The sequence below is a fragment of the Streptococcus hillyeri genome, assembly GCF_003686955.1.
Classification (GTDB): Bacteria; Bacillota; Bacilli; order Lactobacillales; family Streptococcaceae; genus Streptococcus; species Streptococcus hillyeri.
On the sequence record NZ_RCVM01000001.1, the window covers coordinates 223,613 to 248,893 of the forward strand.

Genomic DNA, 25,281 nt, shown 5'->3' on the forward strand with positions numbered 1-25,281 from the left:
AGAAAATGACAGAAAATAACTCATTTTACATTACCACGCCGATTTATTACCCATCTGGGAAATTGCACATCGGTAACGCTACGACAACTATCGCCTGTGATGTTTTAGCACGTTACAAGCGCATGATGAACAAAGATGTTTTTTATTTGACTGGTCTTGATGAGCATGGTCAAAAGATTCAAACAAAAGCTGAAGAAGCAGGATTATCGCCCCAGGAATATGTGGACGGTATGGCTGTTGGGGTTAAAGCGCTGTGGGAACTTTTGGGTATTAGCTATAACCAATTTATCCGCACAACTGACGATTATCATGAGACTGTAGTTGCTGCTGTTTTTGAAAAATTGCTGGCGCAAGGTGACATTTACCTTGGTGAGTACTCAGGTTGGTATTCTGTATCAGATGAAGAGTTTTTCACCGAAAGTCAATTAGCAGAAGTTTTCCGTGATGAGGCTGGCAATGTGATTGGCGGTATTGCACCATCTGGACATGAAGTTGAGTTAGTTACAGAGGAATCGTATTTCTTTAAACTTAGCAAGTACCAAAAACATTTGGAAGCCTTCTTTAAGGCTCACCCAGATTTTATTAGTCCAAATTCTCGCATGAATGAAATGTTGAAAAACTTCATTGAGCCTGGTTTGGAAGATTTGGCGGTTTCTCGGACAACCTTTACTTGGGGGGTACAAGTCCCATCAAATCCAAAACACGTGGTTTACGTTTGGATTGATGCCCTCTTGAACTATGCGACAGCTCTTGGTTATGGACAAACTGATACGGCGAATTTTGACAAGTTCTGGCTAGGTAATACTGTCACAAAATCTTGGACAGATGAAACTGATAAAACTTGGGAATTTCAGGTGGCATCAGAAGTTAATCATATGATTGCGAAAGACATCTTGCGTTTCCACAGCATTTACTGGCCGATTATCTTGATGGCGCTTGATTTGCCATTGCCAAATCGCTTGATTGCCCACGGTTGGTTTGTCATACAAGATGGTAAAATGTCTAAGTCTAAAGGGAATGTCGTTTACCCTGAAATGTTGGTAGAGCGTTTCGGACTTGATCCACTTCGCTATTACCTCATGCGTAGCCTCCCAGTTGGTTCAGATGGAACATTCACCCCAGAAGATTATGTAGGTCGTATCAACTATGAATTGGCGAATGACCTTGGAAACTTGCTCAACCGTACAGTAGCTATGATTAACAAATACTTTGGTGGTGATATCCCTGCCTTTGCACAAGCAACTGATTTTGATGCTGATTTGGCAGCAGTGGTTGCTGAAAACTTGGGAGCCTACCATAAAAACATGGATGCGGTTGATTACCCACGCGCTCTAGAAGCCGTTTGGAATATCATTTCTCGTACCAACAAGTACATTGACGAGACAGCTCCTTGGGTTCTTGCTAAAGATGAAGCTGACCGTGAGAAATTGGCAGCAGTTATGGCACATTTAGCAGCTAGTCTGCGCGTGGTGGCTCACCTGATTCAACCATTCATGATGGAAACATCAAATGCCATAATGGCACAATTGGGACTTGGCTCTGCCTTTGACCTTAAAAATCTTGAATTGTCAGGACTTCCAACAGGTATCAAGGTGGTTGAAAAAGGTACCCCAATCTTCCCACGTCTTGACATGGAAGAGGAAATTGCCTACATCAAGGAACAAATGACAGCAGGCAAACCAGCTACTGAAAAAGAATGGAACCCAGAAGAGGTTGAATTGAAATCTTCTAAGGATGAGATTAAATTTGAAACCTTCGATGCAGTAGAAATCCGTGTCGCAGAAGTCAAGGAAGTCTCTAAGGTAGAAGGTTCTGATAAACTTCTCTGCTTCCGCTTAGACGCAGGCGATGGAGAAGACCGCCAAATCTTGTCGGGTATTGCCAAATTCTATCCAAATGAACAAGAATTGGTCGGCAAAAAACTCCAAATCGTTGCCAACCTCAAACCACGTAAAATGATGAAAAAATACATCAGCCAAGGCATGATTCTCTCAGCAGAACATGACGGCAAACTAACAGTCTTAACAGTAGCCCCAAGTGTACCAAATGGAAGCGTGATTGGGTAAAATAATTCAAAACAGCCTCGCAACTTGCGAAGCTGTTTTTGTCTTGTTTAACTAATTGAGTGTCAATCAATATTTCATCTGTGAGGCGATATAGAAGAAGATGATTATCACGATTGTTGGCAAAAGGAGTCCAATAATATTTAAACAGATTTCAAAAAGATAATTAGACTGAGATTTTCGATGTTCCCTAATAGCAAGGATTAGTCCAATAAAGCTACAGAAAAAGCCTTCAAGGAGATGTCCTGTTTGTTTTTCAAGGAAAAGGGCTAGTATTCCTAGCATTAAGGGGATGAAATTTCTTTTCTTTTTCAGCAATTTAAACACTCCTTATCTTTTAGAGTAATGTTATGAGCTGTCGTAATAACCAGATGAAGATTAAACTGGAAACCACTCCTACCAAGCTGAGAAGTAGTAGAAATGGCTCTTTGGAATACATAAAAACTTTCAGAAATAGATAAATAGAGACCAAAGTGACAATAATATAAATGGCATAAATGATAATAAGTGACCAGGTTAGCAGTTGTCGTAATCTTGGCTTTGTTGTTCCACCATTTAGGACAAAGCTACTAGCCCAAAACGAGAGTGGGATAATAAGAGCTAGAAAAAGGTTCATGACTCTCTCCTTAAAACACACGGTAAACATAGGGATTATCAGGTTGATTGACCTGGTTTTCGTTTTCAATATGGAGAACTGGCAAGGTTTGTTCTAGTTGTTGGTTATATTCTAATTTCAGATGACCTGTGACAGTCACCCAAGAGTTGTCTTGGTAAGTTTGTGTGCCACCAGTGGTCAGCAGACCATAAACTCCAGAATCGGCAATGCAGTGGATGATCCCAAAACGGAAAAGAAATTGATGTCCCTCGTGCTCAGGTTCATTGTAGACAAAGCCTGTGAAGCGGATGCTTTTCCCTAAAAAGGCATCAGGGTAGAGGTAAATCAGCTCCATGACCTCCATGTAGTTGTCGGTCGTAATCTCGACTTGATTACTCTCTGAATATTTGGCTAGCGCCTTCTGCATTTCTTTTTGGTAGCCTGTCGCTGTGAAATAAAGGCTGGTGTCAGGTTTGAGGTATTGCACCTCTGAACCTTCTTGTTCAGCAACCTCGAGGTTTGAGCCAGCCGCCAAAGGAAAGTTATAGCCCTTGGCAGATACAGTAGTTGCGTCGAGGGTTACGGTAGGAACAAGCAGGGCAACGAAAATGGGAAACATCAAAATGATCGGGCTGGTTAGCACCGCTATTTTCCCAGACAAATGGCTGTGCATCTTAAGGTTTTTCACCCAAATCACCAGTTGAACGATAGCAAGAATCAGCGAGAGTGCCATAGAAATGTAGGCTAGATAAGTATAGTGAGTATTGATATATTGGTCCAGCTTTCCAGACAGGTAGAGATACATGGACATCTCAAAATAGCCAGCTAAAATCAAAAAACGAATCATCACATCACCCCCAATATTAAGCAGTAAATCACAACCATCAGACTAGATGTACCGACAAAAAAGAAAATGAATGACGGTTTAAAGGACTTGGCCATCATGAGCAAGTTTTTGATATCCACCATGGGACCAATCAATAAAAAGGCCATGACAGGTGCGATGCCAAAACTTGAAAGCAGAGAAGCACCGATAAAGGCATCTGCTTCGCTACAAAGTGATAGGATAAAGGCCATGAGCATGAGGATTAGAATGCCAAGGAGCGGTGTCGTACTGATGGAAGTCAAAATTCGTGTTGGGAGGTAAATCTGCATGGCAGAAGCCACCAAGGTTCCCAAAATCAAGTAGCGTCCGACATCAAAAAAGTCATCAATAGCATGAGCCAAGGCATAGAAAATCTTTTGCCAGAAAGTTTTATCTGAATAGTCATGAAAATGGTTAGGCTGCGCAGTTGGTTTTAAAATGTCATCATCAACCACAAAGGCTAAGAGAGTGCCCAAAATGAAGGCAATGAGAATGGCTCCTACAAGTCTTAAGGTGACAAAGCGCCAGCTATTTCCAAAAGCAGAATAAGTGGCAAAAAGAACAACAGGATTAATGATAGGAGCTGTTGCCAAAAAGGGAACGGCAGTGTAGCTCGGCACTTTTTTCTCTAAAAAGCGGTTGATAATGGGAACAATGCCGCACTCACAGGAAGGAAAAACAAAACCAATCAAACTTCCGAAAAGAATACGGAGGAACTTGTTTTTTGGCAGAAAACGTTCCACAACCGTGTGAGTAACAAAGACCTCAATAAAACCTGAGAGGATGGCACCAATCAGAACGAAAGGCAGGGCTTCTATGATAATGGAAAGAAAGACTGCCATCCATTGGAGGACATGGTTGGGTAAAAAATCTAGCATTAGTCACCTTTTTCCTTAGAGAGCAGGGCAACAATAAGTCCTAGTAACATACCGATACCAGGGCCATAACTCAATCCCAGTAAAGGTTTTCCAAACATTTCTCCAAAAATTAGTCCGATACTAGTACCTAAACTAAGTCCCAATGAAATACCTATTGCCAGTTGATTATCAGTGTTTTTATTATTGTTTTTTGCCACTTGATTTTCCTTTCCATTTTTCATAGGCATAGCCAGATAATCCTATAATCAAAACGACAACGACAAATCGCTGCCAACCTTGTTGGAAAAAACTAGCCACAAGAGCAGCAATAAGACCTACAAGGACATAAAAAAATGTATCACGTTTATTTTTTGTCATGTGCTTTCTCATTGTCTTGAGGTTTCGGGAAAGTTACCTTTTCAAGGTCAGGGAGTTTTGCGAATGATTCGAGGACTTTTTCTAAGTCGTCTTGTTTTTTATAAGTAATAGCCATAACAGGTCTCCTTTTTGATTTTTTACCATTATATCACGAATGGTGAAAGACTTAAAATTGAAAAGTAAGTTGTGAGGATGGTTTTCCGTTGACAAACAGATTACAATGTTGTATAGTTACTTATATAAGTAACTAACTAATTAACTAAAAAACAATAGAGAGGAGAAAAGGTGAAATTTAATTATGATAGCGATATATCCCTATTTCAGCAAGTAGCTCAGCAGTTAGAGGAGTCTATTTTTCAGGGAATTTATGCCGAAGGTGATCAGGTTCCGTCCACGACAGAAATTTCAGCCGCCTATCAAATTAATCCAGCGACGGTTCTTAAAGGAATGAATCTCTTGGTTGCGGAAGGCGTTCTTGAAAAACGTCGAGGCACAGGGACTTTTGTGACAAGCGGTGCGCTAGCCATTTTACAGAAAAAAAGAAGGACGTACTTCAGTGAGCGACAAGTTCATGAGCTAGTTCACATGGCTAAGGGGCTTGGTTTGGAAAAAGCTGAGCTACTAAAACTGATTGAGGAGGTGTATGACAAATGACATTGAAGATTTCAAATCTTTCAAAACGCTTTATGGGTAAGGGAGTGGTGTCTGGTGTATCTTTTGAACTCAAAGAAGAAACGATTTATGGTTTCCTTGGGAGAAATGGAGCTGGGAAAACCACAACGTTAAAAATGATTGCTAATCAGTTAACAGAAACCGCTGGGCAGATTTTCCTTGATGGTGTTGACCCTAGAAAAGATAGTCAGCAACAAAAGCGCATTTATCTGATGTCGACAGAACATTGGTTGCCTGCTAATAACTCTTTTATTGGGATTGTAAAGCTCTTGAAAGACCTCAATCCAGATTTTGATGATGAGTTTGCCATGGAACTTTGTCAGTTATTTGGTTTAGATGGTTCTAAAAAATTGATTAAATTGTCAACGGGTTATCAGTCGGTAGCAAAATTAATCGTAGCGCTTTCTGTTTCAGCAGATTATGTCTTTCTAGATGAACCTGTGCTAGGACTTGATGCTGCCCAACGCAAAAAAGTCAATCAAGCTTTACTTATGGCCTATGACAACCGTCCTCGAACGCTTGTCATTTCAAGTCACCTAATCGAGGAAGTCGCACCGCTTTTGGAAGAAGTCATTATCATTGACCGTGGACAGATTAAGGTTCAGGATACTGTTGAGCATCTGCTCACAAAGGGCTACACCTTAACAGGACCTAAGCACTTGGTCACTGAATTGTCACTTGGAAAGACCATTCTTGAAACGAGCACTCTTGGAAAAACCAAGCAGGTAGTGATTTTAGGAGATAGACCTTCTCAACTGCCTTCTGAGGTTGAGATGACTTCTCTCAATTTACAGGATTACTTGATTTATCTGACACAGGAGGTTTAAGATGTTTAAGAAATGTTACCTTTATCAATTAAAACCACTCATTTACTTTCTTCCGATAATGTTGGGGAGTCTATCTCTCCATAGAGGTATAATTAATGTCAATCTAGGACAGGTGCAATACCATGTCCATCCACTGATGTATCTTATTAGTTTATTGTCGGGAATGGCTGGGGTAGCTGTAAATTTTCGTCTATTTACTCAGTTAGGTGTTAGTCGTAAAGACTTTTATCTTAGTTTAGTGGCGCGACAAGTGACTTTTGCATTTAGTTATTTTGTATTGCTAGTGACGTTAGTACCAGTCATTGATAAGATGTATCCGAGCAATGTCATTCTGACGCTTTTTGATACAGATGGTAATTTGTCAAATGTAGAATTAGTTAGGGGATACCTTTCCATTTTCTTGGCTCACTTGATTTTTGGTCTCTTGGGTACACATATTGCTCTTTTGTTTAATAAAGTAACTGCTAATGGACGTGGCTTACTTCTCGGAGGTATTCTCGTCATGGTTTGGGGCTTTAGCGTTTTTTGGGACATGGGTGGTGGTGAATCCTTTATCTGGCTTCTTGAGACAGCCCTACAACTCACTCAAGGTGGCCTCATTACGATTCTTTTAGCCCTGCTTTGGTTTAGTATTTATAATCATAACAGTAAAGAATACTATAAATGAGGCTAAGCTCTGCAATAGCGGGGGCAGACTGTAGACAAAATCAATTTTATCAAGCAGAATAAATAATAGAAGCTTTGCAAGTTAAAATGATTTTCCTATTTCTCGCGAGCGATAGCGAGCCAACGAAGGATACTTCCGCCGTGATGAAAGTGTCAGAAATGGCTAAAATTCAATATTTCTGACACTTGGAATATTTGAGACCTCGGGCTCAAATATTAGTCATGGAATTCTGCAGGAAGTCGCTGACGTCCGACATCACTTAAGGAAAGTATTAAAAAGACTTTTTATTCAAACTGAAGCTCCGCAATAGTGGGGCTTTTTATGCTATAATAAGTAATAGACTATTAGGACGAAAGAGGATTAGGTCATGAACGCAGCTGAATTATGGAATAACTATAAGAAAATTAACCCTGCAATTGGAGATGAGATAGATGCTTGGGCCTTTGGTGTTGCCCCAGACGAACTTGCCCAATTAGTGGTTGATGGTATTAAAACAGCGACTGCCTCTGCCTATGACCTCTATCAGATAGACGATGAGCCGATACCTGAGGTTGGCACTTATGATGTGATTTTAGATGGCAATGGCAGAGCGGTTTGTATTATTAAGATTACTAAGGTCAGTATCGTCCCATTTCATCAGGTGTCAGTAGAGCATGCCTTCAAAGAAGGTGAGGGAGATAGAAGTTTATCCTACTGGCGCCAAGCTCATCGTGACTTTTTTGAACCTTATTTTGAAGAATGTGGACTAGCCTTTAACGAGGATAGTCAGATTGTTTTAGAAGAGTTTGAGGTTGTTTATCCCTTAGATTAAGGAGAAGATGGCATGAAGAAATTTCTAACGATAGGAATATGTGCTTTGACAACAGTGTTTTTGGCGGCTTGCCAAGGACAGAACGATCAGTTTTCAGAACTGTCGGAGACTAAAACTGAGATTGTCTATTCCAATTTATTGGATACCAAGACACAAGAATCCGTTGAAAAGGTACTGGCTGAGACATTGCCACAGAATAATATAACGCAGTTTATCAAACAAGTAACCTTTTATAACCAGCAAATTCCAACAGAAAGTTTGGTTCAGTCTGGTTATGGCATTTCGAAAAAGCTAATTCCGACCTATGATATTGGTGCGATTAGTGATCAATGGGTGGAACAATTCCCCTTATTTCCAGGTTACAATTGCCGCTTGACCACTTTTCAATTGTTAAAATCAGATATTGAACTGACACCAATGGTTAAAGCTGATGACAGTCTCTTGTTCATTGAACAGGAAGCCATGGTAGATGCGCCAGCTATTTACCAATTAAGCCCAGAAGAACAGGGACGCTTTAAAATTATTTTTGGGGCGGTCGCTACTGAAAATACAACAGATACAACGGTGCATATAGCAAAGGTACAGGATTATTGGAGACAACAGGGTGTTGTGTTTTCCAATCCAAAAGTCAAAATGATTTCGGTCTGGTTTCATGATCAGCTAGACCAAGCTGCGACCAAACTTTTTATTGGGCATGTGGGCGTGCTTGTGCCGGAGCAACAAGACTATCTTTTTGTCGAAAAGATATCGTTTGAAGAACCTTATCAAGTCTTGAAATTTGCTGATAAAAAGGCCGTTTATAACTATCTTATGATGAAATATGATACAGATACCTCGGGGAGTACACAGCCATTTATAATGGAAAATGATCAGCCTTTCGAGGCATAAAGGAGAGAAATGATGGTAGAAACATTTGCTGAAGCTTTAGGAAAGAGAAAAGGTGTGTTGTATAGCTTCGGCATCGCTTTGCTTGCAACAGGATTTTTCTTGCTGCAATATCAGTCACGCTTCCCAGCGGTGCTGTTTTGGTTGTTTGGCTTGATTTTTTTAGGGAAGACCATTCAATCAGTACGGAACAAATTAAAAGGCGCTAGTCAATTGACGTGGAAGAACATTTTATTAGATGCCTTGCTGAGCCTATTATTGCTTAATCGTGTGATTATCCCTGTTCGATTAGTCGCATTAATTGTGGCTTTAGATCTATTTGCAATTGGTGTTATCGTTCTTATTGATTGTTTCTTGGTCTATCGTACGGAAAATAAATTATTCTTTCGTCCATTGACGGAAGGGCTGTTACATTTTTTGTTAGGTAGTTTTGCCTTATTTGATTTAAAACAGGTGACGGATCTCATTTATTGGGTTTTAGGCATTTATTTTATGTTTTTGGGACTATCACGGATATTAGACGCTTATTTTTTGCCTCAATCTGAGTATTCTCGTCGTTTTCGAATGGGCTTACCTGTCATATTATCAGCCTTTATTCCAGTTTCAGCTTTAAAACAAGTTAATAAATGGTTATCGCTCAAAAAAAGTGATCAATTGGTCTTCACACCAGCTGAAAAGAGTGAAAAACCTGTTGATCTAGAAATTTGGGTTCACACAGCTCGTAAAGGCTTTGAGGCAATGGGGCATGTTGACATTTCTTATAAAGGCAAGACCTATGCCTATGGTCAGTATGATCCAGAACGCTCTTTTTTAGGTGGTATGATTGGTGACGGTGTTCTCTTTAGCTTATCAAGTGATGATTATCTAGAGAGTTTGGCAAATGACGATTGGCGAGCGGTATTTGGCTACGGCATCTCATTGACTGAAGAGCAGAAAGCGAGTATTGACCACAATCTCTCAACACTATTTGAGAATACTAGACCCTTTCATCTGGCAACTGATAAACAAAAGGCTAGTTACTTGGGGCAAATAAGTCAGCGCTATGCCGTTGATTTGTTCAAATTTAGACGTTCTAAATTTAAGACTTATTTTGTGATGACAACAAATTGTGTCTTACTGGCTGATACTATTATGGGAGATGTGGCATCAGACATTATGGCTAGCCATGGGATGTTGACACCAGGAGTTTTTCAAGATTATCTAGAAACTGCCTACCTAAATCCGAAATCAAATGTTGTCAAAAAGTTTATTTTAGGAAAACAAGAAAAAGAGGAATAAGCGATGAAATTAGCCTTATTAGGCACGGGTATGATTGTTAAGGAAGTGCTACCCATTTTAACTGAGATTGATGGGATTACGTTGTCAGGTATTCTCTCAACCCCTCGCAGTATTGAGACGGCGAAGGAATTAGCTGCTCAATACCATTTAGCGCTTGCCACGAGCGATTATGCTGATATTTTAAATAGCCCAGACGTTGACACGATTTATATTGGGACACCAAACCATACCCACTATGCTTACGCCAAGGAAGCACTTTTAGCAGGTAAGCATGTCATTTGTGAGAAACCATTTACGCTCACTCTTGCTGAGTTTGAGGATTTGGTGACAATAGCAGAGCAACGTCAGCTAATGCTCCTAGAGGCTATTACGAACCAATATTTAGGGAATTTTCATTACATCAGAGAAAATCTCAAACAGTTAGGCAATCTCAAAATTGTGGAATGCAACTATTCTCAATACAGTTCACGCTATGATGCCTTTAAACGTGGTGAAATCGCGCCAGCTTTTAACCCAGAGATGGGAGGGGGAGCTCTTCGTGACCTCAACATCTATAACATTCACTTGGTTGTTGGCTTATTTGGAGAGCCTAAAACCGTTACTTACTTGCCGAATATGGAACGTGGAGTGGATACTTCAGGAATACTGATTATGGATTATGGGACCTTCAAGGCAGTTGCTATCGGGGCAAAAGATTGCTCGGCTGAGATAAAATCTACCTTGCAAGGTGATAAAGGATCAATTGCTATTTTAGGGCCAACAAACACCATGCCTGAAATTAGCCTGACACTCAATGGTGAAATAGCAAAACGCCAAAATACCAACACCCCACATCACCGTATGCACGCAGAGTTTGTCGTCTTTGAACGTATTATTAGAGAAAACGACCTTGCGGCGCGTGATAAGGCTTTGGAGCACAGTCGTCTTGTGATGACAGTCCTAGAAAAAGCAGTTGACAGCATGACAAAGAATGAAATAGTTTGACGTGTTATGCTATAATAAAACAGTAAATGATAAGAAAAGAAGGAAATAGAATGTCAAATTATGCTATTATTTTAGCGGCAGGTAAAGGGACACGTATGAAATCTGACCTGCCAAAAGTCTTACACAAGGTGTCTGGTATCACCATGCTTGAACATGTTTTTCGTGCGGTGTCAGCTCTTAATCCAGAGAAAACGGTAACAGTTATTGGTCACAAAGCAGAGCTAGTGAGAGAAGTTCTTGCTGAGAAATCATCTTTTGCGCTTCAAACAGAACAACTAGGCACAGGTCATGCTGTTATGATGGCTGAAGAAGAATTGGCAAATCTAGAAGGTCAAACCTTGGTCATTGCAGGTGATACGCCTCTTATAACAGGTGAAAGCTTGAAAAATCTGATTGATTTCCATGTCAATCATAAAAATGTTGCGACAATTTTAACCGCTACAGCAGATGACCCGTTTGGCTATGGTCGTATTATCCGTAACCAACATGGCGAAGTGACTAAGATTGTTGAACAAAAAGATGCGACTGAGTTTGAGCAACAAGTCAAAGAAATCAATACTGGAACCTACGTCTTTGATAATAAACGCCTTTTTGAAGCGCTAAAAAATATCAATACCAACAATGCTCAAGGGGAATATTACCTAACTGATGTGATTTCTATTTTCCGTGAAAACGGTGAAAAAGTAGGAGCGTATGTCCTTCACGATTTCAATGAAAGTCTTGGTGTTAATGACCGCGTAGCCCTTGCGACAGCAGAAAATGTCATGCGTCGCCGTATTAACAAAGCCCATATGGTGAATGGCGTTTCTTTCCAAAACCCTGAAGCTACTTACATCGAAGTTGATGTTGACATTGCACCGGACGTACAAATTGAGGCTAATGTCACTCTAAAAGGTCAAACGAGGATTGGTGCTGAAAGTGTTTTGACTAATGGGACCTACATTGTAGATTCAATCATTGGTCAAGGGACTGTTATTACGAACTCGATGATTGAAAACTCAACAGTTGCAGATGGCGTAACCGTTGGACCTTACGCCCATATTCGTCCAGGTTCGTCCTTAGCCAAAGATGTTCACATTGGTAATTTCGTTGAAGTCAAAGGTTCATCTATTGGGGAAAATAGCAAAGCGGGACACTTGACTTACATCGGCAATGCGGAAGTCGGTAAAGACGTTAATTTTGGAGCTGGAACCATTACGGTGAATTATGATGGCAAAGGGAAATACAAGACAGTCATCGGAGACAATGTCTTTATAGGTTCAAATTCGACCCTCATCGCACCGCTTGAAGTTGGTGATAGAGCACTGACAGCAGCTGGTTCAACCATCACTAAAAAAGTCCCAGCAGATAGCGTGGCTATTGGTCGTGCACGTCAAGAAAATAAAGACGGTTACGCCAAACGTTTACCGCATCACCCTAACAATAAATAACACACTAAACCAAGTCTAACCAACTTGGTTTTTAGTTAACAATAGCAATCCAAACTAAAATATAGTAAAATTGGAACGTAGAATGTCATTAAGGGGTATTTTTATGGATTTTGAAGAAAAAACACTGAAACGCGATATCGTATTTGAAGGTCACATTTTTACAGTGGCAGTAGATGATGTCGAATTACCAAATAATCTCGGACAAGCCAAACGTGAATTAATTTTTCACAAGGGAGCGGTTGCTGTTCTAGCTGTCACACCAGAGAATAAGATTATCATTGTGAAACAATACCGCAAAGCAATCGAAAAAATTTCGTATGAAATTCCTGCTGGCAAACTTGAAATTGGAGAAAATGGTTCTGAACAAGAAGCAGCCTCTCGTGAATTAGAAGAAGAGACAGGCTACAGTGGCAAGCTTGAGCAAATCTACGAATTCTATACAGCTATTGGTTTCTGCAATGAAAAGATTAAGCTCTACTTGGCAACTGATTTAGTAAAAGTGCCAAATCCTAGACCACAAGATGACGATGAAGTTCTTGAAATCTTTGAATTAACCTTAGATGACTGCCTAAAATTAATAGAAACAGGTGATATTTGTGATGCCAAGACCATCATGGCATTACAATACTATGCCTTAACATTTGGAGGAAAATAGTCATGAGCAAACCGCTTTTGACAGACGATATGATTGACCGCTACAATCGTGGAGAAAGTCTAGAGGACATCCTTTACGAACATGAGCTGAGAACGGGTCAAACGATACAAATGGATGAGATTGAAATTGACCGCATCATCAAAAGCAGACGAATTGAAAATGCCAAAAAAAATCAATTTCGTCGAAAACTCAATTTCATTTTAACCATCATTTTATTATTACTATCATTACTAATTTATGCAGTATTTAACTGGTAACTTATAAAGAAAGGAGTGTTTGATTGGGTGTCAATTCTAATCAAACCTGAGCTAACTCTGAAGAAAATGTCACAACACGGCTACCCAAGGCTGGTCATTTTCTTCTCATTTTTTATGCTCAAAGACGTTTAAATATTATGAAAATTGGAATTATTGCTGCTATGGAGGAGGAGCTACGTACGCTCATTCCCCAACTTCAAGAGGTCAAAGAAACCGAAGTTCTCGGAAATGTTTATTATGCTGGTAAAATTGCCAAACATGAAGTCGTGCTAGTGCAGTCAGGTATTGGCAAAGTCATGTCAGCCATGAGCGTTGCAATTTTGGTAGATCATTTTGACGTGAATGCTATTATTAATACAGGCTCAGCAGGTGCTATAGCCGAAGGTTTAGCCGTTGGAGATGTCGTTGTAGCTAATAAACTGGCTTATCACGATGTCGATGTGACAGCCTTTGGCTATGCTTTGGGGCAAATGGCAGGGCAACCCTTGTATTTTGACAGTGATCAGCACCTAGTCTCTGTTTTTGAGCAAGCTCTGAAAAAGCAGAGCTTATCCAATAAAATTGGACTGATTGCCACAGGGGACAGCTTTATTGCCAGTCAAGAAAAAATTGATACGATTAAAGCCCAATTTCCAGAAGTTCTGGCAGTGGAAATGGAGGGAGCTGCCATTGCTCAAGCTGCTCATAATATCGGAAAACCATTTGTTGTGGTTAGAGCCATGAGTGACACTGCAAACCATGATGCCAATATTAGTTTTGATGAATTTATCATCGAAGCTGGTGCTAAATCAGCTCAAACCCTTCTAACTTTTTTACAATTATTGTAAATTTGTAACCGATATGTAACAGAAGCAAAAAACTTAGGATAATCTCCCGAAAAAAAAGGAAATTACAGACAATTTAGGTTTTTTTATGTTATAATAGCGTAAGGTGGTAAAATAGCAAATATTACCTACAAGAACAGTAAGAATGGGAGTCAAGTGAATGGCTAGAAGTGGCTTTTTTACAGGTCTAGATATTGGAACAAGTACGATTAAGGTACTAGTCGCTGAATTTATCGGTGGCGAAATGAATGTTATCGGCGTTAGCAAGGTCAAAAGTGCAGGGGTAAAAGACGGCATTATTGTTGATATTGACGTTGCAGCTGGTGCCATTAAATCAGCAATTGAGCAAGCGGAAGAAAAAGCAGGGGTAAGTATTGAGAGAGTTAATGTTGCCTTGCCTGCTAATCACTTGCAAATTGAAACAACTCAAGGAATGATTCCTGTTCCAAGTGAGACAAAAGAAATCCGAGATGAAGATGTTGATAGCGTTGTAAAATCAGCATTGACTAAGAGTGTGACACCTGAACGTGAAGTGATTACTCTTATTCCTGAGGAATTTATCATTGATGGATTCCAAGGGATTAAAGATCCTCGTGGCATGATGGGAATCCGCTTAGAAATGCGCGGTATTCTCTATACAGGACCAAGCACGATTCTTCATAACTTACGTAAAGCAGTAGAAAAAGCAGGAATTGCTCTTGAAAATATTGTGATTTCACCGCTTGCGATGGCTCAAACAGTATTAAATGAAGGTGAGCGCGAATTTGGTGCTACAATCATTGATATGGGGGGCGGTCAAACAACTGTGGCTTCTATGCGTAACCAAGAATTGCAGTATACCAACATCTATGCTGAAGGTGGAGACTACGTTACTAAGGATATTTCAAAAGTTTTGAAAACTTCTCGCGACATTGCAGAGGCATTGAAATTTAACTTTGGTAATGCAGACGTCAACGCAGCAAGTGCGACAGAAACGGTGCAAGTTGATGTGGTTGGTGAAAATAGCCCAATTGATGTTAGTGAGCGTTACCTATCTGAGATTATTTCTGCGCGTGTTCGCCACATCTTGGAGCGTGTGAAACAAGACTTAGATCGTGGACGAGTGCTCGATATGCCAGGTGGTGTGGTACTTTCTGGTGGTGGAGCTATTTTGCCAGGTGTTGTTGAATTAGCTGAGAAAGTTTTTGGAACAAATGTTAAACTTTACATTCCAAATCAAGTCGGCATTCGCAACCCAATGTTTGCTAATGTCATCAGTTTAGTAGAATACGTTGGTAATATGACAGATGTTGAATCAATTGCGCAAAATGCAGTGCATAATGAAGAACTTCTTCGCCGTAAGCCAATTGATATTTCACCAACTTATTCACAAGCACCTGTTCGTCCTGTGACACCACCAACTTATCCTACTCCTGAGGCAACACCAGAAGTAGCGGAAGTTGCTCAGACTGAAGAAAAAGTGAGCGATAAGCCTAAACTAGGTGATCGTGTACGCAACATCTTTAGCTCTATGTTTGACTAATTATTTAAAGTGAGGAATAAAATGGTATTTTCATTTGATGCAGCGTCTGTAACAGGCGCAATCATTAAAGTAATCGGTGTTGGTGGTGGTGGCGGTAATGCCATCAACCGTATGATTGATGAAGGCGTAGCAGGAGTTGAATTTATCGCTGCTAATACAGATATTCAAGCTCTAAGTTCTTCTAAGGCTGAAACAGTTATTCAGTTAGGTCCTAAATTAACACGCGGACTAGGTGCAGGAGGTCAACCTGAAGTTGGTCGTAAAGCTGCTGAAGAAAGTGAAGAAGTGTTGACAGAAGCACTTTCAGGTGCTGACATGGTCTTCATTACCGCTGGTATGGGAGGCGGATCTGGTACTGGTGCAGCACCAGTCATTGCACGTATTGCAAAAGGTCTAGGTGCTTTGACAGTTGCCGTTGTTACTCGTCCATTTGGATTTGAAGGAAATAAACGTGGTAACTTTGCGATTGAAGGTATCCAAGAGCTACGCGAACACGTTGACACGCTTTTGATTATCTCTAACAATAATCTTCTTGAAATTGTAGATAAGAAGACACCTCTCATGGAAGCTCTTAGCGAAGCGGATAATGTGCTTCGTCAGGGTGTTCAAGGAATTACAGACTTGATCACAAGTCCAGGTCTTATCAACCTTGACTTTGCCGATGTGAAAACAGTTATGGCAAACAAAGGCAATGCCCTTATGGGTATTGGTATTGGTACTGGAGAAGAGCGTATTGTTGAAGCTGCACGTAAAGCAATCTACTCTCCTCTTCTTGAAACAACAATTGATGGTGCTCAAGATGTTATCGTTAACGTTACAGGTGGTCTTGACATGACCCTAACTGAAGCAGAAGAAGCTTCAGAAATCGTAAGTCAAGCGGCTGGAAGTAATGTGAACATTTGGTTGGGAACTTCAATTGACCCGGATATGCGTGATGAAATTCGTGTAACAGTGGTTGCTACAGGTGTTGGACAAGAAAAAACGCAACGTGTGATTGGTGGCTTTACACAAACTCAAACACAGCAACGTAGCTCTACTCAACCAGTAGCTACACCAACCTATCGCCAAGCCTCTGCACCATTTGACATGTCTGAAACGTCAGAAATTCCGACAATGGATCAGAGAAGTGCGCAAGGTCAACCTGCGACACAAAGTCCATTTGGTGATTGGAACCTTCGTCGTGATCCAATTGCTCGCCCAACAGAAGGTGAGTTAGACAACCAACTATCTGTGACAAGTTTCAAAGATAGCTTTGAGGGTGACGATGAATTGGAGACACCACCATTCTTCAAAAATCGCTAAATATGGAAATGAAAAGTCAAGCAGATAAGGTTTTTGAATCTGTTGCCAATGCTTGCCAAAAGGCGGGACGTTCAGCAGATTCCTTGTCCGTTATTGCAGTAACAAAATATGTTGATCATAATATAGCGAGCCAGCTTGTAGAAGCTGGCGTTCGCCATATTGGTGAAAACCGCGTTGATAAATTTCTTGATAAGTATGAGGCATTGAAGGATAAAAACGTCACATGGCACCTCATTGGAAGTTTACAAAGAAGAAAAGTCAAGGATGTCATCAATTACGTTGATTATTTCCATGCACTTGATTCAGTAAAACTCGCTCAAGAAATTCAAAAGCGGGCTCAGCATAAGATAAAATGTTTCCTACAAGTTAACATCTCTGGCGAAGAGACCAAGCATGGTTTTTCAATAGAAGAATTAGAAAAAGTATTGCCTGAGCTAGAAAAATGTGACCAGATTGAAATTGTCGGATTGATGACGATGGCTCCTATTGAAGCCGATGAGGCTACTCTAGTCGCTATCTTTAAACAGGCAAAACAGTTACAGGAAACAGTAAAAGCTAAAAAGATAAAGAATATGCCAATGACTGAACTTAGTATGGGGATGTCAGGTGATTTTCCACTTGCTATCCAAGAGGGTGCGACATTCATACGCATCGGAACGGCATTCTTTAATTAAAATGGAGGATATATGGGACTTAAAGATAAATTGAACAGTTTCATTTCTTATTTTGATACTGATGAAGTTTCCGATGTGGAAGAAGTCGAGACTCCTGAATATCGTGAAGCAGTCAAACCATCAGCACCTGTTCAACCGGCTCCGAGGCGCCAAGAAGTGCCACGCTCGTCAGTTAAAGAGCAGGTACATTTGAGACCTATTACTGAGACTGAACCAAGTTTGGCTCAGCAGCGTGAACAAATGGCTCAAAATGTTCCAGTTTCAGAAAAATCAAAAATTGCAATTAAATACCCACGTCAGTACGAGGATGCTCCTGAGATTGTTAATCTCTTGATTGAAAACGAGAGTGTTTTAATTGATTTTCAATACATGTTGGATGCTCCTGCAAGACGTTGTTTGGACTTTCTTAGCGGAGCGAGTTCAGTTCTTTTCGGGAATTTGCAAAAAGTCAGCTCGTCAATGTATCTTTTGACACCAGCCAATGTTGTAGTCGATATTGAAGATTTAGGCTTAGCAGATGTCGGTCAACGCGGTGAGAGCACGAGCTTTGATTACGATATGAAGAGACGGTAAAAATGTTAATAATTTATTATATTTTTAGCATCCTGTTTAAAGTAATTGAAGTTTATATGCTCTTATTGGGCGTCTATGCCTTACTATCATGGTTTCCTGGAGCTTATCGAACAGCCCTAGGTTATTGGGTATCTTATTTTGTTGAACCGCTATTAAAACCATTTCGACAACTGAATTTACGTTTTGGAGTATTTGATCTCACTGTTTTAGTAGCATTTGCTGCATTACAGTTTGTTCGCTTTTTGTTGTCGCAACTATATTTGATGATATTTACACTATGGTAAAAAATAGCAGAGCTGTTTATCAGCATTTTCGCCCAGATGAGCAATTGTTTATTGAGAAATGCCTTGACTTGATTCAGCAGGTAGAAGCAACCTACACTTTTCAAGTCACAGAATTTCTTAATCCCAGGCAGGTTACTATTTTAATCACTTTAGTTAATCAAGCTGGGCTTCATTACTATAGTTCTTCTGACCATTATGATACAGAGTATGCTAAAATCATCATTGCTCCAGAATACTATGTCTTAGACGTAGATGATTTTGAGATTAGCCTGTTAGAATTAACGTATAATTCTAAATTCAACCATTTGACTCATCGTCAAATAATGGGGACGATTATCAATCAGCTTGGAATTAAGCGAAGTGTTTTTGGTGATATTTTAGTATCAGATGGCAAAGTTCAACTTTTAGTAGAACAGGCTATGGCATCATACTTTATCCAAACGATTAAAAAAATCGGTAAAGTTTCCGTTGGCTTGAAAGAAGTCTCTCTTGAGTTCTTACTTCCTAGAATTGTTAATAGGCAATCACAGGATGTTTTAGTAGCGAGTTGGCGAGCGGATGCGATTATTTCAGAAATTTTAAGATTGTCTCGAAGCAACGCAGCAAAGCTTTTGGAAAAAGATAAGGTAAAGCTCAATTATACAAGTCTTAACAAGGCTTCGCAGGAACTTGAAACAGGGGATTTGCTCAGTATTAGAGGCTATGGACGATATCAAATTGCTCGCAATAATGGACTTAGCAAATCAGGGAAAATAAAACTTACAATTGAAAAAATAACAGAAATATGAGGAGAAACTAATGGCTTTAACGACACTTGATATTAAAGACAAAACGTTTAAAGTAAAATTTCGCGGTTATAGCGAAGATGAAGTTAATGACTTTTTAGATATTGTCACAGATGATTATGAAGCTTTGACACGTACTAATCGTGAACAGGAATTGCGAATTCGTGACTTGGAAGAAAAATTGGCTTACTTTAATGATATGAAAGAATCATTGATGCAGTCGGTTTTATTGGCTCAAGAAACAGCTGATAAAGTCAAAGCTTCTGCTCAGGCTGAAGCAACTAACCTTATCAATAAAGCAACGTATGATTCTCAGCATTTAATTGAAGAGGCTAAAGTCAAGGCCAATGAAATCTTACGTGATGCGACAGATAACGCTAAGCGTGTTGCGGTTGAAACTGAAGAGTTGAAACGTCAAAGTCGTCACTTCCACCAACGTCTTTTGTCAGCGATGGAAAGTCAAGTGAGTGTTGTCAATTCACCAGAATGGCAAGAGCTATTGCAACCGACAGCAGTATATCTCCAAAATTCTGATGCTGCCTTCAAAGAAGTTGTTGAAAAAGTCCTACAAGAAAACTTCTCAGATAGTGACGAACCAGTGACATTTGATGCGACACGCCAATTCACTCCTGAAGAAATGGAAGAAATCTATCGTCGTGTAGCAGAAGCTAATAAAGAATTAGAAAAAGCTCAGTCTGAGCAAGACTATCTTTTTGAAGAAGAATCATCAGAAACTGTGTCATCAGAAACTGTTGATTTTTCTCAAACAGATACTCAAACCTTTACTGTAAATATTGAAGATTAAGAAGAACACAGGGTTATCATGACACTTTAAGCGAGCAAGAGTTGGTGTGAGTCTTGCAGTCCCTCAGATGATCCTATCCTCTTCATTAATTCTAGTTGAAAGTCCTAGTGCCATTAGACTAGAAGGGGTGGTTTCCTTATCAACCAAAGAGGGAAAAGCAGTGTATCATAGGCTATATGAAATACTCGGGATACATTACTTTTCTAAATGAAGGTGGTACCACGATTAGTCGTCCTTTGCACGACTTTTTGTGGTATTTTTTTAGTCATTATTTTTGAAAAGTTAGTTCGCTTTAGATTATTTATAAGAATGGAGTTATCATGAAATTAAAAGAAACCTTGAACTTGGGAAAAACAGCCTTTCCAATGCGTGCTGGTTTACCAAATAAAGAACCAGAATGGCAAAAAGCTTGGGATGAAGCAGATATTTACAACAAGCGTCAGCAATTAAATGAAGGTAAACCATCCTTCCATTTGCATGATGGACCACCGTATGCTAACGGAAATATTCACGTTGGTCACGCGCTTAACAAGATTTCTAAAGACATCATTGTCCGTTCAAAATCAATGTCTGGTTTCCGTGCGCCTTATGTGCCAGGTTGGGATACACACGGTCTTCCAATTGAGCAAGTGTTAGCTAAACAAGGTGTGAAACGCAAGGAAATGGATCTAGCTGAATACCTTGAAATGTGTCGTGATTATGCTCTTTCTCAAGTGGATAAACAGCGCGATGACTTCAAACGTTTAGGAGTCTCAGCAGACTGGGAAAATCCATACATCACTCTAAAACCAGAATACGAAGCAGATCAAATTCGTGTCTTTGGTGCCATGGCTGATAAAGGTTATATCTACCGTGGAGCTAAGCCAGTTTACTGGTCATGGTCATCAGAGTCAGCACTTGCTGAAGCTGAGATTGAGTACCATGATATTGATTCTACATCGCTTTACTATGCCAATAAAGTTAAAGATGGTAAAGGTGTCCTTGATACAGATACTTACATTGTGGTTTGGACAACGACACCATTTACGGTAACGGCTTCACGTGGTTTGACCATGGGGGCAGATATTAACTATGTGGTTGTGAAACCAGCTGGTAGCGACCGCAAATATGTGGTAGCAGAGGCGCTTGTTGATAGCCTTGCTGCTAAATTTGGCTGGGAAAGCTTTGACATCCTTGAAGTTCGTAAAGGTGCTGAGTTTGAGTACATCGTGACAGAACACCCTTGGGATACAGCAGTTGATGAGTTGGTTATCCTTGGTGACCACGTGACAACGGATTCTGGTACAGGTATTGTCCATACAGCGCCTGGATTTGGTGAGGATGACTACAATGTCGGTGTGAAATACAATCTTGAAGTAGCTGTGACTGTTGATAGCCGTGGCTTGATGATGGAAAATGCTGGTCCTGACTTTGAAGGACAATTCTATGATAAGGTTGTCCCAACAGTAAAAGAAAAATTGGGCGACTTGCTCCTTGCTTCAGAAGTCATCAACCACTCATACCCATTTGACTGGCGTACGAAAAAACCAATCATTTGGCGTGCTGTGCCACAATGGTTTGCCTCAGTGTCTAAATTCCGCCAAGAAATCTTGGATGAAATTGAAAAAACAACCTTCCACCCATCATGGGGTAAAACACGTCTTTACAACATGATTCGTGACCGTGGCGACTGGGTTATCTCTCGTCAACGTGCTTGGGGTGTGCCATTGCCAATTTTCTATGCGGAAGATGGGACACCAATCTTGTCTAAAGAAGTGACAGACCATGTGGCAAATCTCTTTGAAGAGCATGGGTCAATTATCTGGTGGAAATCAGAAGCAAAAGATTTGCTTCCAGAAGGATTTACTCACCCTGGTTCACCAAATGGTCTCTTTGAAAAAGAAACGGACATCATGGACGTGTGGTTCGATTCAGGATCATCTTGGAACGGTGTCATGAACGCTCGTGAGAACCTCTCTTACCCGGCAGACCTATACCTTGAAGGTTCTGACCAATACCGTGGTTGGTTCAACTCATCATTGATTACCTCTGTTGCGGTCAATGGGCATGCGCCATACAAGTCAGTCTTGTCACAAGGCTTCGTTCTTGATGGTAAAGGTGAGAAAATGTCTAAATCAAAAGGCAATATCATCTCACCTAACGACGTTGCTAAGCAATATGGTGCTGAGATTCTTCGCCTTTGGGTAACATCAGTAGATACGGATAACGATGTGCGTGTGTCTATGGATATCCTTGGCCAAGTGTCAGAAACTTACCGTAAAATCCGTAACACTCTTCGTTTCTTGATTGCTAATACATCTGACTTTAACCCGGCAACTGATGCTGTTGCCTATGATGAGCTTCGTGCGGTTGATCAATACATGACTGTGAAATTCAACCAATTGGTGGCTACAATCAAATCAGCTTATGAGTCTTATGATTTTATGGCCATCTACAAAGCCGTTGTCAACTTTATTACCATTGATTTGTCTGCCTTCTATCTTGATTTTGCTAAAGATGTCGTGTATATCGAAGCAACAGACAGCTTGGTTCGCCGTCAAATGCAAACCGTCTTCTATGACATTTTGGTGAAAATCACCAAATTATTGACACCAATCTTGCCTCACACTGCTGAGGAAATTTGGTCATACCTTGAACATGAAGCAGAAGAGTTCGTTCAATTAGCTGAAATGCCAGAGGTTGAAACCTTTGCAAATCAAGAAGCCTTGCTTGAAAACTGGGAAGCCTTTATGACGCTTCGTACCCAAGCTCAAAAAGCACTTGAAGAAGCTCGTAATGAAAAAGTGATTGGTAAATCATTGGAAGCTCACTTGACAATCTATGCATCAGCTGAAGTGAAAGCCCTTCTTGAAAACTTGTCTAGTGATGTTGCGCAGCTATTGATTGTATCGCAATTGACAGTAACAGAAGAAGAAGCTCCAGCAGAAGCGATTTGCTTTGAAGGTGTTGCCTTCACCGTTGCTCATGCAGAAGGTGCAGTATGTGACCGTTGCCGTCGTGTCGATACGACAACCGCAGAACGTTCATACCAAGCAACTATCTGTGACCACTGTGCGGAAATCGTTGAAGCAAACTTTGCAGAAGCAGTAGCAGAAGGATTTGAAGTAGTAGCTAAATAAAGCTAGGATGTTCTAGTAGAACAGAAATGACTGTACGTATTTATCAAATATTGTAGATAATAGGTATAGAGCTTTTAGATTTTATTGGTATGCCAATGTGAAGTACTAGAAATCATTTTTGTTGATGATATTATTTGAAGGGAGTGACTGAGATTAGACCAGTCACTCTTTTTCTGATATAATAGAGTGTAAAACATTTTTGGGAATTATCCCTTTCAGAAAGGATAGCGGTTTTTGACTGCTAAAGAAATTATGGATTTAACACAATACATTGCATCAATTAAAGATTATCCTAAAGAAGGTATCACTTTCCGTGATATTTCACCTCTTATGGCCGATGGAAAGGCTTATAGCTATGCTGTTCGTGAAATTGCACAATATGCTTGTGATCACGATATTGATATGATTGTTGGCCCAGAGGCTCGTGGTTTTATCATTGGATGTCCTGTTGCGGTAGAGCTTGGAATTGGCTTTGCCCCTGTTCGTAAACCAGGTAAATTACCACGTGAAGTTGTATCTGCTGATTATGAAAAAGAATATGGTGTGGATACTTTGACAATGCATTCAGATGCGATTAAGCCAGGACAACGTGTTCTTATCGTTGATGACCTTTTGGCTACAGGTGGAACGGTCAAAGCGACTATCGAATTGATTGAACAACTTGGTGGTGTAGTGGCTGGTTGTGCTTTTATCATTGAACTTGATGGCTTAAATGGTCGTGAAGCGATTGGTGATTATGATGTCAAAGTTTTGATGAACTTCCCAGGATAAGCTAGTATTTAAACAATTTATTTATCTCAAAAACTTCATCATCTTTTGTAGTATAGATGGTGAAGTTATTTCTTAAAATGGCAGTCTAGGTTATTGACTATTTCTATCATTGTTATAGTTTTAAACTATGGAGTTGTCAAATAAATTCATATTTGAAACCTATAGCACCTTTTTTTATAATGATAGTATGAATGATTTAGAAAGGGAGAGCTTTATTATTTTGTAAGATATTGTCTATCGAATTAATGATTTGATAGGTGAATACATGCTCTCGGTGTCTTTACTATGCCAATCACGTTAGATAAGAAATTACCTGCGGTAGATATTTTACGTTCTGAAAATATTTTTATCATGGATGACAAACGTGCCAGTCATCAAGATATCCGTCCAATGGAAGTCTTGATTTTAAATCTGATGCCTACTAAGGAGGCGACAGAAACTCAGCTGCTCCGCCATTTGTCAAATACGCCTTTACAGTTGAATGTTGATTTTATTCATATGAAAAGCCATGAGTCTAAAAATACTCAGGCTGAACATTTAGAAACCTTTTATAAGACTTTTGATGATATCAAGGAACGCTATTATGATGGTATGATTATAACAGGAGCTCCTGTAGAGACTCTTCCTTTTGAAGAAGTGGATTATTGGGATGAGTTGAGCCAAATCTTCGTTTGGAAGGAGACTCATGTTTATTCAACGTTACATCTTTGTTGGGGAGCGCAAGCGGGGCTTTATTTTCAATATGGCATTGAAAAATGGTTACGTAAGGCTGGAAAATTATCTGGTATTTTTAACCAAAACGTTATTGCCAAAACGAATCCATTAATGAGAGGTTTTGATGAGGCTTTTGTAGCACCCCATTCTCGCTATACAGAAGTTTTGGAAGAAGATATCAATAATATTCAAGAGTTGGATATTTTATCAAAAAGTGATAGTGTCGGTCTCTCTCTTCTTGCGAGTAAAGATTTGCGTAATGTTTATAGTTTTGGTCATTTGGAATACGATCGCGATACCCTTGCTAAAGAATATAGCCGTGATTTGCTATCAGGAAAAGAGATTAGCATTCCTGAGAATTATTTTCCAGATAATGATCCTAACCAAACCCCAACTATGCGTTGGAATTTAGCAGCTTCTACCTTCTTTAGTAATTGGCTTAATTATGCTGTCTATCAGGAAACCCCTTACCGTTTGGAGGATCTGTCTAAGGTAGTTAAAGAATAGTACGTGTAGTTGCTCTTTTGTGAACTTATGTGGCGAGCATGACGAAAATGATGGCATGATGTGATGGGGTTTTAAACTAAAAATAGAAAGGATTGTTCAATTTTTACGTAATTGAACATGGGATACGATTATTCTAGTGACAGTAATCATTGGTTAATCTTCCTTAGATTTCTTGAA

At 39.9% G+C, this 25,281-nt stretch carries 27 protein-coding genes; 22 read left to right on the forward strand and 5 right to left on the reverse strand.

The window, feature by feature from the left end; all coding sequences use genetic code 11:
* The first annotated feature begins 5 nt into the window (after nucleotides 1-5).
* On the forward strand, nucleotides 6-2,066 hold the full coding sequence (gene metG / locus EAF07_RS01015) for a methionine--tRNA ligase (RefSeq protein ID WP_121834434.1): 2,061 nt from the start codon (nucleotides 6-8) through the stop codon (nucleotides 2,064-2,066).
* Nucleotides 2,067-2,689: 623 nt separating this feature from the next.
* Here the strand turns inward: metG and EAF07_RS01030 are convergent.
* Genes EAF07_RS01030 through EAF07_RS10855 form a run of 5 tightly spaced genes read right to left on the reverse strand, consistent with a single transcriptional unit; the run spans nucleotide 2,690 to nucleotide 4,873 of the window.
* A complete protein-coding gene (locus tag EAF07_RS01030) occupies nucleotides 2,690-3,505 on the reverse strand; it encodes a TIGR03943 family putative permease subunit (RefSeq protein ID WP_121834437.1) in 816 nt (271 codons plus the stop codon).
* Complete coding sequence (locus tag EAF07_RS01035; RefSeq protein WP_121834438.1) at nucleotides 3,505-4,401, reverse strand: permease; 897 nt, start codon at nucleotides 4,399-4,401, stop codon at nucleotides 3,505-3,507. The genes EAF07_RS01030 and EAF07_RS01035 overlap by 1 nt, the downstream gene beginning before the upstream one ends.
* Nucleotides 4,401-4,598 carry a hypothetical protein gene (locus EAF07_RS01040; protein ID WP_220702219.1) on the reverse strand — a complete coding sequence of 66 codons (198 nt, stop codon included), beginning with the start codon at nucleotides 4,596-4,598 and terminating at the stop codon, nucleotides 4,401-4,403. Before EAF07_RS01040 ends, EAF07_RS01035 begins: the two co-directional genes overlap by 1 nt.
* Nucleotides 4,582-4,758 carry a hypothetical protein gene (locus EAF07_RS10570; protein ID WP_183121632.1) on the reverse strand — a complete coding sequence of 59 codons (177 nt, stop codon included), beginning with the start codon at nucleotides 4,756-4,758 and terminating at the stop codon, nucleotides 4,582-4,584. The genes EAF07_RS01040 and EAF07_RS10570 overlap by 17 nt, the downstream gene beginning before the upstream one ends.
* On the reverse strand, nucleotides 4,745-4,873 hold the full coding sequence (locus EAF07_RS10855) for an SPJ_0845 family protein (protein WP_281272435.1): 129 nt from the start codon (nucleotides 4,871-4,873) through the stop codon (nucleotides 4,745-4,747). Before EAF07_RS10855 ends, EAF07_RS10570 begins: the two co-directional genes overlap by 14 nt.
* 170 nt (nucleotides 4,874-5,043) lie before the next feature.
* On the opposite strand from EAF07_RS10855, the gene EAF07_RS01045 reads away from it, so the two are divergent.
* The 21 genes from EAF07_RS01045 to metA all read left to right on the forward strand — a co-directional run bounded on the left by EAF07_RS01045 (nucleotide 5,044) and on the right by metA (nucleotide 25,104).
* A complete protein-coding gene (locus EAF07_RS01045) occupies nucleotides 5,044-5,412 on the forward strand; it encodes a GntR family transcriptional regulator (RefSeq protein ID WP_121834440.1) in 369 nt (122 codons plus the stop codon).
* Entirely contained in the window at nucleotides 5,409-6,257 is an 849-nt protein-coding gene (locus tag EAF07_RS01050) for an ATP-binding cassette domain-containing protein (protein WP_121834441.1), read from the forward strand. Before EAF07_RS01045 ends, EAF07_RS01050 begins: the two co-directional genes overlap by 4 nt.
* Nucleotide 6,258: 1 nt before the next feature.
* Nucleotides 6,259-6,924, forward strand: coding sequence for a hypothetical protein (locus EAF07_RS01055; protein WP_121834442.1), 666 nt, complete (start codon nucleotides 6,259-6,261; stop codon nucleotides 6,922-6,924).
* Between the two features lie 367 nt (nucleotides 6,925-7,291).
* The gene (locus EAF07_RS01060) at nucleotides 7,292-7,735 is read left to right on the forward strand and encodes an ASCH domain-containing protein (RefSeq protein WP_121834443.1); all 444 of its coding nucleotides are present in this window, start codon (nucleotides 7,292-7,294) and stop codon (nucleotides 7,733-7,735) included.
* Nucleotides 7,736-7,747: 12 nt separating this feature from the next.
* The gene (locus tag EAF07_RS01065; RefSeq protein WP_121834444.1) at nucleotides 7,748-8,623 is read left to right on the forward strand and encodes a DUF4300 family protein; all 876 of its coding nucleotides are present in this window, start codon (nucleotides 7,748-7,750) and stop codon (nucleotides 8,621-8,623) included.
* 12 nt (nucleotides 8,624-8,635) lie between these two features.
* Entirely contained in the window at nucleotides 8,636-9,898 is a 1,263-nt protein-coding gene (locus EAF07_RS01070) for a hypothetical protein (RefSeq protein WP_121834445.1), read from the forward strand.
* A 3-nt stretch (nucleotides 9,899-9,901) separates the two neighbouring features.
* A complete protein-coding gene (locus EAF07_RS01075) occupies nucleotides 9,902-10,882 on the forward strand; it encodes a Gfo/Idh/MocA family protein (RefSeq protein WP_121834446.1) in 981 nt (326 codons plus the stop codon).
* Nucleotides 10,883-10,932: 50 nt separating this feature from the next.
* A complete protein-coding gene (gene glmU, locus EAF07_RS01080; protein ID WP_121834447.1) occupies nucleotides 10,933-12,312 on the forward strand; it encodes a bifunctional UDP-N-acetylglucosamine diphosphorylase/glucosamine-1-phosphate N-acetyltransferase GlmU in 1,380 nt (459 codons plus the stop codon).
* Nucleotides 12,313-12,415: 103 nt separating this feature from the next.
* Nucleotides 12,416-12,967, forward strand: coding sequence for an NUDIX hydrolase (locus tag EAF07_RS01085; RefSeq protein WP_121834448.1), 552 nt, complete (start codon nucleotides 12,416-12,418; stop codon nucleotides 12,965-12,967).
* Between the two features lie 2 nt (nucleotides 12,968-12,969).
* Nucleotides 12,970-13,224, forward strand: a complete 255-nt coding sequence (gene macP / locus EAF07_RS01090; RefSeq protein WP_121834449.1) for a cell wall synthase accessory phosphoprotein MacP — start codon at nucleotides 12,970-12,972, stop codon at nucleotides 13,222-13,224.
* 137 nt (nucleotides 13,225-13,361) lie between these two features.
* Nucleotides 13,362-14,051: a 5'-methylthioadenosine/adenosylhomocysteine nucleosidase gene (locus tag EAF07_RS01095; RefSeq protein ID WP_121834450.1), complete on the forward strand. Its 690-nt coding sequence runs from the start codon at nucleotides 13,362-13,364 to the stop codon at nucleotides 14,049-14,051.
* A gap of 157 nt (nucleotides 14,052-14,208) precedes the next feature.
* Nucleotides 14,209-15,570: a cell division protein FtsA gene (ftsA, locus tag EAF07_RS01100; RefSeq protein WP_121834451.1), complete on the forward strand. Its 1,362-nt coding sequence runs from the start codon at nucleotides 14,209-14,211 to the stop codon at nucleotides 15,568-15,570.
* Nucleotides 15,571-15,591: 21 nt separating this feature from the next.
* On the forward strand, nucleotides 15,592-16,872 hold the full coding sequence (gene ftsZ / locus EAF07_RS01105) for a cell division protein FtsZ (RefSeq protein ID WP_121834452.1): 1,281 nt from the start codon (nucleotides 15,592-15,594) through the stop codon (nucleotides 16,870-16,872).
* Between the two features lie 2 nt (nucleotides 16,873-16,874).
* Nucleotides 16,875-17,546 carry a YggS family pyridoxal phosphate-dependent enzyme gene (locus tag EAF07_RS01110; protein ID WP_121834453.1) on the forward strand — a complete coding sequence of 224 codons (672 nt, stop codon included), beginning with the start codon at nucleotides 16,875-16,877 and terminating at the stop codon, nucleotides 17,544-17,546.
* A gap of 12 nt (nucleotides 17,547-17,558) precedes the next feature.
* The gene (locus EAF07_RS01115; protein WP_121834454.1) at nucleotides 17,559-18,119 is read left to right on the forward strand and encodes a cell division protein SepF; all 561 of its coding nucleotides are present in this window, start codon (nucleotides 17,559-17,561) and stop codon (nucleotides 18,117-18,119) included.
* 2 nt (nucleotides 18,120-18,121) lie between these two features.
* A complete protein-coding gene (locus EAF07_RS01120; protein WP_121834455.1) occupies nucleotides 18,122-18,403 on the forward strand; it encodes a YggT family protein in 282 nt (93 codons plus the stop codon).
* Nucleotides 18,397-19,191 carry a YlmH family RNA-binding protein gene (locus tag EAF07_RS01125; RefSeq protein WP_121834456.1) on the forward strand — a complete coding sequence of 265 codons (795 nt, stop codon included), beginning with the start codon at nucleotides 18,397-18,399 and terminating at the stop codon, nucleotides 19,189-19,191. The genes EAF07_RS01120 and EAF07_RS01125 overlap by 7 nt, the downstream gene beginning before the upstream one ends.
* A gap of 10 nt (nucleotides 19,192-19,201) precedes the next feature.
* Entirely contained in the window at nucleotides 19,202-19,993 is a 792-nt protein-coding gene (locus EAF07_RS01130; RefSeq protein ID WP_121834457.1) for a DivIVA domain-containing protein, read from the forward strand.
* Nucleotides 19,994-20,313: 320 nt separating this feature from the next.
* Nucleotides 20,314-23,112 carry an isoleucine--tRNA ligase gene (gene ileS / locus EAF07_RS01135; RefSeq protein ID WP_121834458.1) on the forward strand — a complete coding sequence of 933 codons (2,799 nt, stop codon included), beginning with the start codon at nucleotides 20,314-20,316 and terminating at the stop codon, nucleotides 23,110-23,112.
* A gap of 252 nt (nucleotides 23,113-23,364) precedes the next feature.
* Nucleotides 23,365-23,883: an adenine phosphoribosyltransferase gene (locus EAF07_RS01140; RefSeq protein WP_121834544.1), complete on the forward strand. Its 519-nt coding sequence runs from the start codon at nucleotides 23,365-23,367 to the stop codon at nucleotides 23,881-23,883.
* Between the two features lie 285 nt (nucleotides 23,884-24,168).
* A complete protein-coding gene (gene metA / locus EAF07_RS01145) occupies nucleotides 24,169-25,104 on the forward strand; it encodes a homoserine O-acetyltransferase MetA (RefSeq protein WP_121834459.1) in 936 nt (311 codons plus the stop codon).
* The last annotated feature ends 177 nt before the right edge of the window (nucleotides 25,105-25,281 follow it).